This window comes from Bifidobacterium sp. ESL0775 (assembly GCF_029395475.1).
GTDB lineage: Bacteria > Actinomycetota > Actinomycetes > Actinomycetales > Bifidobacteriaceae > Bifidobacterium.
Genome location: NZ_CP113917.1, coordinates 300,646 through 313,407 on the forward strand (window position 1 = coordinate 300,646; position 12,762 = coordinate 313,407).

7 protein-coding genes are annotated in these 12,762 nt (G+C 58.0%); 5 read left to right on the plus strand and 2 right to left on the minus strand.

Annotation, left to right across the window (positions count from 1 at the left end; genetic code table 11):
* Positions 1–208: 208 nt before the first annotated feature.
* The 3 genes from OZX73_RS00915 to OZX73_RS00925 all read left to right on the plus strand — a co-directional run bounded on the left by OZX73_RS00915 (position 209) and on the right by OZX73_RS00925 (position 5,037).
* Positions 209–736, plus strand: a complete 528-nt coding sequence (locus tag OZX73_RS00915) for a MarR family winged helix-turn-helix transcriptional regulator (protein ID WP_277149775.1) — start codon at positions 209–211, stop codon at positions 734–736.
* Positions 737–1,125: 389 nt separating this feature from the next.
* Positions 1,126–2,985 carry an ABC transporter ATP-binding protein gene (locus OZX73_RS00920; protein WP_277149777.1) on the plus strand — a complete coding sequence of 620 codons (1,860 nt, stop codon included), beginning with the start codon at positions 1,126–1,128 and terminating at the stop codon, positions 2,983–2,985.
* Positions 2,986–3,201: 216 nt separating this feature from the next.
* A complete protein-coding gene (locus OZX73_RS00925) occupies positions 3,202–5,037 on the plus strand; it encodes an ABC transporter ATP-binding protein (RefSeq protein ID WP_277149779.1) in 1,836 nt (611 codons plus the stop codon).
* Positions 5,038–5,311: 274 nt separating this feature from the next.
* Here the strand turns inward: OZX73_RS00925 and OZX73_RS00930 are convergent, their stop codons facing one another.
* The gene (locus OZX73_RS00930; RefSeq protein WP_277149780.1) at positions 5,312–7,069 is read right to left on the minus strand and encodes an MFS transporter; all 1,758 of its coding nucleotides are present in this window, start codon (positions 7,067–7,069) and stop codon (positions 5,312–5,314) included.
* A 289-nt stretch (positions 7,070–7,358) separates the two neighbouring features.
* On the minus strand, positions 7,359–8,030 hold the full coding sequence (locus OZX73_RS00935; RefSeq protein ID WP_277149782.1) for a hypothetical protein: 672 nt from the start codon (positions 8,028–8,030) through the stop codon (positions 7,359–7,361).
* Between the two features lie 204 nt (positions 8,031–8,234).
* On the opposite strand from OZX73_RS00935, the gene metG reads away from it, so the two are divergent.
* Both metG and OZX73_RS00945 read left to right on the plus strand, forming a co-directional pair.
* Positions 8,235–10,112, plus strand: coding sequence for a methionine--tRNA ligase (gene metG / locus OZX73_RS00940; protein WP_277149785.1), 1,878 nt, complete (start codon positions 8,235–8,237; stop codon positions 10,110–10,112).
* Between the two features lie 631 nt (positions 10,113–10,743).
* Positions 10,744–11,718, plus strand: a complete 975-nt coding sequence (locus tag OZX73_RS00945; protein WP_277149787.1) for a transporter substrate-binding domain-containing protein — start codon at positions 10,744–10,746, stop codon at positions 11,716–11,718.
* Positions 11,719–12,762: the final 1,044 nt, after the last annotated feature.

The window sequence follows — 12,762 nt, forward strand, 5'->3', positions numbered from 1 at the left end:
CTTATTTACGACTAAGGTTTGGTTTCCTCCATCCGTTGCCTGCGCTGCGGATGGTTTTTATTTATTTGTTTGCGTATGGCGCATGTCAATTAAGTGTTGATGGTTTTCATATTTGTGAAATATTTACGGGGTTCACTATTTCTGGTGTTAGACTATTTAATAGTTGACTGATTGGCTACCCGGTTAGCTGGTCGATCGAGGAGGGGACATGGGATTTGAACAAGAGGCGCTGCAAACGCTGCGTGACGAGGTGCACGGCAACAAATCGGCCATGTGGCATCAGGTCGAGGGCGCGGGCAAGGGCGAACCGTTCGTGCTGCGGCACCTGCTCAAGCACGGCACGCAGACCCCGTCGCGTCTGGCCGAAGCGTTGCATGCCAGCTCAGGCAGGATCTCCGCCCTGCTCGGCTCCATGGAGAAAAAGGGCTATGTCACACGGGAAATCGACGATCATGACCGTCGCAATATCCTTGTTTCACTGACGCCGAAGGGCACTAAGCAGGCCAAGCGCGACCGCGATGACATCGATTCGGTCGTGCGCTGGATCTTCTCGCAGATGGGGGAGCGCCGCACCCGCGAGTTCGTCGACCTTTCGCAGGAATTCATGACCTATATGTCGGTGTGCAAGCCCGGTGCCCCCAGGCCCACCGCCGAAGAGGTCAACGCCGCCTTCGCCGCCAAGCGCGAGCAAAATGACAAGCGGACCAAGGCTTCTTCCGCCCAGACTGATGGGTGAATGGCCGTTTTCTTGCATTATTGAATAGGGGTACAAGGAACAAGCCATTTAGCGGCTCTTAGTGGCCGTTTTCTTGCTTAAGCTGGGCTGGATGCAAGAAAACGGCCGCTTGCGGGTCGGTAGTGGGCGTTTTCTTGCTTAACGTGACGTGGAAGCCAGAAACCGGACGCTTAGAAGTTGTCAGTGGCCGTTTTCTTGCATAGTGCGGCGTGGATGCTAGAAAACGGACACTCGTTCTCGCAGACTTCCTACGCGTTGGGTGAAAAACAGACGCAACCCAGCGTCCGCGAGTATTGTACTTCTCGTCAATAAAATATTTAACATCGTTAACCATTAAGGGTGCTCGGTAATTACGAATCCGGGGCCAACAACAATACGGAAGGGGATTCATGCTTCGCATCAGCAAATATCTCTCCAAAACGGAGATCGGGCAGATGCTGCTGAGCCTTGCGTTCATCGCGGGGCAGGTCTTTTTCGACCTGAAGCTGCCGGACTATATGTCCAAGGTGACGGCGCTGGTCGAGACGCCGGGCAGCAAGATGGTCGACATCTGGAAAGAGGGCGGCAAGATGCTGCTCGTTTCTCTGGGCTCGGTGCTCTGCGCCATCGCCGTCGGATACCTCATGGCCCGTATCGGCGCCTCGTTCAGCCAACGCCTGCGCTCGCTTGAGTTCCGCAAGGTCGAATCCTTCGGGCCTGCCGAGATGAGCAAGTTCTCCACGGCCTCGCTGATCACCCGCTCCACCAACGACATCACGCAGATCCAGATGTTCATCACCATGGGCGTGCTGCTGATCTTCCGCGCGCCGATCATGGCAGTCTGGGCAATTTGCAAGATTGCCGGCAAAGGCTTCGAGTGGACGGTCGCCACGGCCGTCGCCACGGTGATCATGCTGGTCTTCGTCATCGTCATCATGATCATGGTGATGCCGAAGTTCCGTTCGATGCAGCGCTTGACCGACAACATCAACGCCGTCGCCCGCGAGAACCTGACCGGTTTGCGCGTCGTGCGCGCCTACAACGCCGAGGATTATCAGGAAAACAAGTTCGCCAAGGTCAACGACGATTTGACCAATACCCAGCTCTTCACCACCCGCGCGATGGCCGCGATGAACCCGGTCATGTCCAGCGTGATGAACGGCCTCGGCCTGGCGATCTACTGGATCGGCGCCTACCTCATCAAGGACGCGGCGCTTCCGGCCACCAAACTCACCGACTTCTCGAACATGGTCGTCTTCTCCAGCTACGCGATGCAGGTCATCATGGCGTTCCTGCTTCTGAGCATGGTCTTCGTGCTTTGGCCGCGTGCCGACGTCTCCGCGCAGCGTGTGATGGAAGTGCTTGATACCGAGCCGTCCGTCAAGTCCGGAACGTTGAAGGACGGCAAGCCCGGCGAGACCGGCACCGTCGAGTTCCGCAACGTCGGTTTCGCCTACCCGGGCACCCGCGACGAAATGCTCAAAGACATCAGCTTTACCGCCAAGAAGGGTCAGACCGTCGCTTTCATCGGTTCCACCGGTTCCGGCAAGTCCACGCTCGTGAACCTTGTGCCGCGTTTCTATGACACCACCGAAGGCGAGGTTTTGGTGGACGGCGTGAACGTCAAGGACTACGACATCAAGGATCTGCGCGACAAGATCGGTTACGTGCCGCAACAGTCCGTGATGTTCAAAGGCACCGTGGCGTCCAACGTGAGCTACGGCGACCGGCCCGGCGATGCCGAAACCGTCGAGATCGCCGACACCTCCACCGCCAAAGGCCGCAAGCGCGAACTGGCGCTCATCGAAGGCGAAGACAAGCGCGACGAACTGACGCCCGAACAGAAGGCCAACGTCCGTGCGGCGAGCGAGGTCGCGCAGGCCGACGAATTTGTGGAGCGCATGGACGGCGAGTACGAGGCGCCCATCGCGCAAAGCGGTTCCAACGTCTCCGGTGGTCAGAAGCAGCGGCTTTCCATCGCCCGCGCCGTTTATCGCCACCCCGAAATCATGATCTTCGACGACTCGTTCAGCGCGCTCGATTTCAAAACCGACCGTGCGGTGCGTGACGCCTTGAAGAAGGACGCCGCCGATTCCACCAAGCTCATCGTCGCCCAGCGCGTCGGCACCATCATGGACGCCGACACCATCGTCGTGCTCGACGACGGCAAGGTCGTGGGCGAGGGAACACACAAGGAACTGCTCAAGACCTGCAAGGTCTACAAGGAGATCGCCGAGTCCCAGCTGAGTCCCGACGAGCTGGCCGCATAAAAGCCGAAACTGCCTCTAACCCAACGCGAACCGAGCGTTGTCGCTGGGTTAGGGGCAGGAAGCCGGGTTTGTGCCTCTAACCCAACAGGAGCGGATTGTTCGACAAGGGTTAGGGGCAGGAACCTGAAGATAGTGCCTCTAACCCGCCGCCGGAAAGAGTTCGGTGCGGCGGTCGGGGCAAAAGAAAACGTAAAAATCAATAGGAAAGTAGCCAAAATGCCAAGAATGAGGGGACCGGTCGAGAAGCCGGCCGATTTCGGCGGAGTGATGCTCAAACTGGTGCGTTACTGCCGCAAATACCTGCCCGTCATCGTCATCGCGCTCATCTTGGGCGCGGCCGGCACCATCTGCCAGATCATCGGGCCGGACCAACTGAAGAACATGACCAACGCCATCGCCAAAGGCCTGCCCGCCCTGGTGCACGGCAAGCCCGTGATGGGTGCGGTCGATATGGGCGAGGTCACGCGCATCGCATGGCTGCTGGTCGGCCTCTACGCCGGCTATGCCATCCTCGGCTACGCGCAGCACTGGATGATGGCCACCGTCACCCAGCGCATCGGCCAGAACCTGCGCAAGTCGATCTCCGACAAGATCAACAAGCTGCCGCTCAAGTACTTCGACCACACCAGCTATGGCGATGTGCTTTCACGTATTACAAACGACGTCGACGCCATCGGCCAGACCCTGGGCCAGTCGCTGGGCATGCTGATCACTTCGACCACGCTGTTCATCGGGTCGCTGATCATGATGTTCTACAACAACGTCATCATGACGCTGTGCGCGATCGGGATTTCCGTCTTGGGCGTGGTCATCATGATGACCATCATGCACTTCTCGCAGAAGTACTTCGCCCGCCAGCAGATCGCGCTCGGCGACGTCAACGGCCACGTCGAGGAGATGTACTCCGGCCATATCGTCGTCAAGGCCTACAACGGCGAGGCCGACTCCATCCGCCGCTTCGAGAAGTACAACAACGACCTCTATGATTCCGCGTGGAAGAGCCAGTTCCTCTCGGGCCTCATGAACCCGATGATGAACATGGTCGGCAACCTGAGCTTCGTCGCGGTCTGCATCGTCGGTGGCGCGCTCGCCATCAACGGCAAGATCGAGTTCGGCGTCATCGTGGCCTTCATGATGTACGTCCGCCTCTTCACCCAGCCGCTTTCCCAGTTCGCACAGGCCTTCCAGAACCTGCAGCGTTGCGCTGCAGCGTCCGAGCGTGTCTTCGGCTTCCTTGAGGAGCCCGAGATGAGCGACGAGAGCAGGAAGCCCGCGCTGCTCGGCCGCGACCCGAAGACCGGCAAACCCACCCGTGTGCGTGGCGATGTCGAGTTCAAGGACGTCAGCTTCGGCTACGAGCCCGGCAAACCGATCATCCACGACTTCTCCGCGTCCGTCAAGGCCGGCCAGAAGGTCGCCATCGTCGGCCCGACCGGTGCAGGCAAGTCCACCATGGTCAATTTGTTGATGCGCTTCTACGACATCGACGGTGGAGCCATGTACATCGACGGCATCGATACCTCCACGGTTCCGCGCTCCAACGTGCACGACCAGTTCTCGATGGTCTTGCAGGACACGTGGGTGTTCCGTGGCACGGTCAAGGAGAATGTCGCGTATTCCAAGAAGGGCGTCACCGATCAGCAGATCGAGGACGCGTGCAAGGCCGTCGGGCTTGACCATTACGTGCGCTCGCTGCCGCAGGGCTACGACACCGTGCTTGACGACAATTCCTCGCTTTCGCAAGGTCAGCGCCAGTTGCTGACAATCGCCCGCGCGATGGTGCAGGACGCGCCGATCCTGATCCTGGATGAGGCCACCTCGTCGGTCGACACCCGCACCGAGGAGCTGATCCAGAAGGCGATGGACGACCTGACTGTGGGCCGCACGAGCTTCGTGATTGCGCACCGCCTCTCGACCATCAAGGACGCTGACATGATTCTGGTGATGAACCACGGCGACATCGTCGAGCGCGGCACCCACGACGAGCTGCTTGCGAAGGGCGGCTTCTACGCCGACCTCTACAACAGCCAGTTCTCGACGTTGGTGGCGTGAGCGTCTGCAGCCGTCGGTTTTTATCGAGCCCAAAGCATGCGTCAGTCCGCTAAGCTACTTGCCGTTTGGCTCGGTTTGAGGCCATGGTGCTTTGCATAACGAGAAGCCGTTTATTGCGTGGTAATTCGCAATAAACGGCTTCTTCGTTTCCGTCAATGGTTATCGTTTTGAATTTCCCATTAACTTGACACTTAACTGACCACATTGTTCAGTAGGTGTTCGGTTAAGTGTCAAGTTAATGGTAGTTCAGGAACGACGGCTTGGGTATGAGGCTTTATGCCTTGTCGTTTTTCGAATCGTCGTTTGAGGATTTATCTGACGGGGATTCGGTCGCTTCGGCCGGTTTGTCTGAGTCTGATTTCGAGTCCGATTCCTTGGTTCCCTTGTCATCGTGGATAACCGGCTTGATGTTTTCCGGACGCTGGGGGAGCGTTTGACCGACAGGGATTTCCACCGTGATCATCGGCATCGGCATGGTGCTGGTGTCGAGGTTCGGGTTCTGTTCCTGCGTCAGCACGAGCTCGCGCGCCTCTTCCTCACTGCCCACCGTCGGCATGGAGCCGGGCAGCGGGGACTTGGAGGATTCGCGCATTACAATGCAGGCGATGCCGCTGAAAATGGCGAAGAACATGATGTAGAAGCCGGGGGCGTCATGGTTGCCGGTGAAGGTGATCAGCGCCTGCGAGACCAACGGCGTGGTGCCGCCGAAGAGCGAAACCGCGAAGTTATAGGAAAGCCCCATGCCGGAGAAGCGCGATTCGGTCGGGAAGAGCGCCGGCAGTGTGCTTGCGGAGACGCCCGCGTAGAAGGCCACGGGGACGGCGATCATGGCAAGTGCGCCTTGGATGGACCAGAACGTGCCGTGGTGAAGCAGCTGGAAGGCCGGGTAAACCAAGACGAAGGTCGAAACCACAGCGATGCCGTAAATCGGCTTGCGGCCGATGATGTCGGAAAGATGGCCGATCAGTGGCAAGCAGAGCGCCATGATGATGAGCACCGGCACCGTTGCGGCAGCGGCCATGGTTGGGGTTGTGCCGACTTCCTCACGAAGGTAGGTCGGCATGTAGCTGGTGAGCACGTAACCGGCGGTGTTGGTGGCCGCGACAATGGCCACGGCAATCAAGAGACGGCGCCAATGGCGCTTGATGACGTAGAGCATCGTGCCGGGGCGGTCCCAAGGCGATTCCTGCCTCCACGCGGCCTCCTGTGCCTCGTGCGACCAATGCTCCTGTTCTTCCTGCTGGCGTTCCTGATGCGCCGCGAACTGCGGGGTTTCGGGGATATGCGTACGAAGCGCCATTGCCAGAATGCCCAACGGAATGGTGAGAAGATAAGGAATGCGCCAGCCGCCGTTGACCATGGCGTTCGCGCCCCAGCCGTTTTCGGCGATGGTCGTGGTGATGGCCACCATCGCGGCGCCGAAGGCCGAGCCGATGTAGGAGCCCATGTCAAGCCAGGCGCTGTAGAAGCCACGCTTGCGGTCGGGTGAGAATTCGGAGATGTAGGTGGTCGCGCCAGAGTATTCGCCGCCGGTCGAGAAGCCCTGCACCATCTGCAGCGCGTACAGCGGCACGATGGCCCAGACGCCGATCTGCTTGCTGGTCGGCAAAATGCCGATGAGCGCAGTGGAGACCACCATCATGCCCATTGTCAGGAACAGCACTTTCTGCCGCCCCACGCGGTCGCCGAGCGGACCCAAAATTATCCCGCCCAAAGGCCGGACGAGGAAGCTCACGGCAAAGCCCAAGAGCATTACGATCAGGCTCATGCTTTTCGGCAACCCGCTGGTGAAGACGCTCGCCATAGTCACCGCAAGGTAGCCGTAAATACCGAAATCGTACCATTCCATGAAATTGCCGACCACGGTGCCGGCGATGGCCTGTTTCAGCGTCTTCTCCTGGACGACGGTGATGTCCTTCTCGCGCAGGAACTGGCGGCGCATGTGGATTTTCTGCATCTGCGGCTCGGCTGACCCACCCGCCGGCGAGCCCTGCCCGGATTTGCCCTGCGTCGAACCCGTTCCGATATGCATCGCATGTTTGACGCTCGCTATCGGATGCACACCATGTGAGGTGCGTCCTGGATCCCCAGCATCGTGGTTTTGACCCTGATTGGCTGGTGTTGACATGGCAAACCCGTCCTTTCAACGCGCGCTACGGCCCGTCCGTTGGGCGTGAGCGTGATTGTTCCATGATAGTCTCCTGCCTGCTAAGTTGCATTGCTGGGCTTAATCGAGATCTGTACGAGGCCGGTTCTCATCTGTGTTTCTCCCTTTCTTCGGCCTGTTTCGCAAGCATTATTGAGAGGCGATTCAAAACGGTCTAAAGGCAGTATTCCACCGCCTTGAAGAATTGCCGCGCCTGCGCGGTGTTCGGCCAGAAACGGTTCTCGTCGAGGATTTTCAGGCAATCCGCCGGATCGATGTGGTATTCCTGTATCATCGCGTAGGCCAGTTCCGTCCGCCGTTTGCCGGGTATCGTGCGCCCATCCATCAGCGCGATGTCACACACCGTCCTGGTCGGCGAGGTCAGTTTGAGCCCGCCGATGGCGCTCATCTGCCCGGCCGGCACCCTGCGGTCGTAGGTCTTGATGGCCCGGCCGTAGACCATCGAGCGGTAATGCGAGCCCGAGATGATGTCGATGACGTCGGGGAATGCGCCGCCCATCCACACCCACAGCGCACTGCGGCCGCAGGCGATGCAAGGCCGCGGCACGACCTTGGTCATGATGACGCCCCTGCCGAAAAGCGTGTCCGAATATTCCGCGAGATAGGCGTTGAGGTCGTCGAGGCGGTGCACCGCGCCGAAATCATCGAGCCGGTTCATGCTCAAAGGTCCTGGCAGGTCGCGGTTGCTCATCAGCATCGGCATGGACGTCGGTGCGGAATAGTTCGCTGGTGGCGGCCGGCCGGTGCCGAGGTATCCGTCTTCGTTTTCGATGTCGCGGAGGTTGGAATGGTTGGTGTGCCGTGTGGTCATTGTCGTAGTGTTCATGCTTCGCAATATAGATAGGTCATCACGGCGCTGGCAAATCGGAAAATCCGAAAAGTGGATATGTGCATAACCGGCGATCGCGTCACGGAAAATGTGGACGACACGGTTAACAAGTGTTTCGACGCCGCTGATTGCCTCGGTTACGCCGGCAAGCTATACAAAACGTGTGCTTGCTGTCCCCGCTGGGCCCAATAATCGGTAGTTATGACTCATATTTTGGTGAACGTTGCATGGCCGTACGCGAACGGCCCACGCCACATCGGCCACGTGGCCGGTTTCGGCGTGCCGTCCGACGTGTACGCGCGCTATGAACGCATGAAGGGCAACGATGTCCTGATGGTCTCGGGCACCGACGAACATGGCACCCCGATTTTGGTCGAGGCCGACAAAGAAGGCGTGAGCCCGCAGGAGCTGGCCGACCGCTACAACCGCGTCATCGCCAAGGATCTCTGTGACCTTGGCTTGAGCTACGATCTTTTCACCCGCACTACGACGGGCAACCACGAGCATGTCGTGCAGGAGCTGTTCAAGCAGTGCCTGAAGAACGGTTACATATATAAAGGTACGCAGAAAGTCGCGATCTCGCCTTCCACCGGCCGCACCCTGCCTGACCGCTACATCGAGGGCACCTGCCCGATCTGTGGGGCCGACGGCGCCCGCGGCGATCAGTGCGACAATTGCGGCAACGAGCTCGACCCGGACGAACTGATCAACCCCGTCTCCAAGATCAACGGCGAGACGCCGGACTTCAAGGAGACCGAGCACTTCTTCCTCGACCTGCCGGCGCTCGCCGAGGCGAATCTCGAATGGCTCAAGACCCGCAAGGGCTGGCGCACCAACGTCATCAACTTCTCGCTTGGCCTCTTCAAGGAGGTCAAGCCGCGCGCCATCACGCGCGACATCGACTGGGGCATCCCCGTACCGGTCGACGGCTGGATCGACAACCCCAACAAGAAGCTCTACGTCTGGTTTGACGCGGTCATCGGGTACTTGTCCGCCTCCATCGAGTGGGCCCGCCGCAAGGGCGACCCGGACGCGTGGAAGGCCTGGTGGAACGACCCGCAGTCCCCGGCCTACTACTTCATGGGCAAGGACAACATCACTTTCCACTCCCAGATCTGGCCCTCCGAGATCCTCGCCTACAACGGCGAAGGCTCTAAGGGCGGTGAACCCGGCGAATACGGCAAGCTCAACCTGCCCGAGCAGGTCGTCGCCAGCGAGTTCATGACCATGGAGGGCAAGAAGTTCAGCTCCTCGCGTGGCATCGTCATCTATGTCAAGGACATCCTGGAGCGCTACCCGGTCGACGCCGTTCGGTATTACATTTCCGTGGCGGGTCCTGAGACCTCGGACGCCGACTTCACATGGTCTGAGTTCGTGCGCCACAACAATGAGGAGCTTGCTGCGAGCTGGGGCAACCTGGTTAACCGCGTGGCCAACCTCATGTACAAGAACTTCGGTGAGATTCCGGAGCTCGATGAGGATTCCATGACCGCCGAGGATCGCGCGTTGCTTGAGGAGACGGCCGCCGCCTTTGACACGGTCGGCGGGCTCATCGAGCACCATCACCAGAAGAACGCCCTGAACGACGCCATGAAGGTCGTCGGCGACATCAACAAGTACATCTCCGCGGTCGAGCCGTGGAAGATCAAGGACGACCCGAAGCGCCTCGGCACCGTGCTGCACACCTGCGCGCAGGCCGTCAGCGACGCGAACCATCTGCTCGCCCCGTTCCTGCCACAGTCCGCGCAGAAGGTCTGGGAGGCGCTCGGCGGTACCGGCACGTTCTCGCCGCTGCCGCGCATTGAAGAGGTCGAGGACCTCGACAAGCCTGGCTTCAAGTATCCGATCATCACCGGCGACTACGAGTTCGGCAACACCGTGCATCCGTGGCAGAGCGAACCTCTCGTCTCGGGCACGTCCGTGCCGAAGCCGTCCCCGATCTTCCAGAAGATTCCAAAGGAAGCCGTCGCCGAGGAACTGGCTCGTTTCGAGTCTGATCTTCAGGCCCGCAAGGAGGCCGAGGCCAAGCGTCTTGAGGAAGCCAAGGAGAAGCTGGCGGAGGAAGAACAGGGTAAATAACTGCCAGCTATTATTCTGCGGTGTTTTAGCGGTTATATGGTTTCCCACCAGCCGTATTTCATTACGAGATAAACAAACCCTGCCATTGAGTTAAAGGATGGCAGGGTTTTGTGTCATGATAGGACGCTGCGGTGATGATTCGGCAACCTCATTGACTTTGTTGGCACTCTGAAAGGCCGGTTTTGAGCCTGTGATCCCTCCGTAATAGAGAATATCAACGTATCGTTACAAAATCATTACAATTTTCACAGAGTTCTTTGAGTTATGCGTATCGTTTCTCTAAGGAAGGCGTAGTTATATTAAAGATGTCAGCAGTTGAACAGCTGGCGAGATTCTTCTTTGAATCCCATAATTGAACCTTCTTCTCTCTTCTCTCGCCCGGCGGCTTTCTCTCCGCCGGGCATCTCTTTTTCTAATCGGAATGTCTTGCTAGTAGATAGGCATCGCACAGGAATTTATCAGGTTATTGTGTAAACTTGGATGAAGGAGACACAAATTGTGTTTGGGCTGTTGCCAGGACTGTGATCATGGTTGTCATGGCTCGTGAACAGAACGCGTCAGACAAATCAGCGATAATAGACGACCAATCAATGACAAGTACGGTAAGTACGAGGCAAGGGGAAGATATTTCATGGTGTTATCAGCTATGCGGCAGAAGCGGAAGACGCTTGGTTTGGTTGTGGCGCTTGTGGCGGTGGGCATGGTGCTTGCAGGTTGTAGCGCGCAAAGTTCCGTCCAGGTCAGTGGCCCCACAAAAGTGGCCAGCAAGGCGCTCGATGTTAAGGCCTTCGACCAGCTGGTTGCCTCTGGTCCGAAGGCTTCCGAAAAAGATGTTAAGGCCAACAAATGGGCGTCCACGATCAAGCAGCAGGGCGTATTGCATTATGGTGGTGTCACCGATTCAGCCGTTTTTGGCATGCAAGGCAAGACCGACGGTAAGGTCCGTGGTTTCGATGCAGGACTTGCGCAGCTTCTGGCCTGCTACATCGTAGGCAGCCCAAAGGCTGAGGTGACGCCGGTACGCCCAGGTTCGCGCGAGGCGATGCTGGGCAACGGCGCGGTCAATGCCGTGGTTGCCACCTATTCCATCGACGCCACACGTTCCAAGCGGGTTGATTTCTCCGAACCATATCTCACAGTGAGGCAGGGCATTCTCGTGAAATCTGACACGAAGGGTGTGGACGCAGTCTCTGACTTGGCTGGCAAGAAAGTCGGCGTGCGTGCGGATACGACCAACAGCGAAACGTTTACAAAGGACGTCCCGAAGAAAGCCAAGGGTGTGCTGTACCGTTCCGACGATGAGATGTTCAAGGCTCTCAAGGACGGGAAAATCGACGCGTATGTGACCGACGAACCTATCGTGCTCGATGCGGTGGCTAGTCGTCCGAAGGAGTTCAGGCGGGCGGGCAAGTCGTTTGGCGATGTGGAGGAATACGGTATCGGCCTGCCCAAGCATACCGATGCGAAGAAGTTCGTGGACGCTTGGTTGGAGAAGATCAAGGCCGACGGCACGTGGGAGAAGCTTTGGAAGCTGACGATTGGTGACCGCACTGGCGAGGCCAATGCTCCCAAGCCCCCTGTTGCTAAAGATGAGAAGAAAAAGTAGTTTCAGGCGCGTCTGAATCTTGGTGATATCAATGTGGGTCGTCGGCTTTATCGGCGGCTCACATTTTTCTTTATGAAGGTCGGAAAATACGTTGCTAGAGAATCAAAAAACAGATTGTTGAAAATGTCAGACATCCTGTGCTAACGTGTCTATCATAGTGTCATGTGCCTCACTGGAGTATACCGTGGTTGCCGAGATTTGGTGGAACCCGGGCACATTGAAGCGGTGAGGTGTGGCTTGCAAGATACGAAGAAGAGGGAAGCATGTCGCGTTTTCATGGTTGGGTGCACGAAGTACGTAATTCGTTGAATCCCAAGAAGAGAGGCAGGAAGTGCCTCACTTCGCTGGTCGCCTTGTTGGTAGGTGTGGCGATGGTGTTGCCGTCCACTGCGACGGCGGCGGAACCCGAACAGGTTCAGGCGCAGCAGCCTGCCTCGCAATCGCAGGAGTTGCAGCAGACTTCACAGCAGGGTCAATCTGAATCCGGCAAAACCGAGACCGGCCAGTCCGGTGAGGCGAAAGAACTCAACAACCAGAATGGTTCTGGCCAGTCGAGTGGCCAGTCAGGCCAATCAAAATCAAGTCAGGCCGGTAAGACCAGTAGCTCGTCCATGGCGGGCGCGTCTGGTTCTTCTTCGCCCGTGCTGAAGACCCAGCCTCAGCTCCCGGGTGCTTCGCAGGGGTTGCAGCCCCGAGGGGGCGGTGTGGTCGGTCCGCAAAGCGGTTGCGTCGTCGACAGCAGCACGATTGCCGAGTGCTTCCCCGATCCCGCATTGGCGCAGGTGGTAGCTTCTCGCGCTTCAACGACGACTAGTGCTGTATTCACTCAGCAGATTGTTGACAACACGACTGGAGTGAGTGGCAACAACGCAGGTATTGTGAGTCTTGAGGGTCTGCAGTATTTGACCAATTTAACAAGTGTGACCTTCATGGTGAATCAGATTTCGGATATATCTCCATTATCTGGTCTTACACATTTATCTCGAGTCAGAATAAGAGAGAATCATATCAGCGATATGAGTCCACTCTCTGGTAAGCATCTTG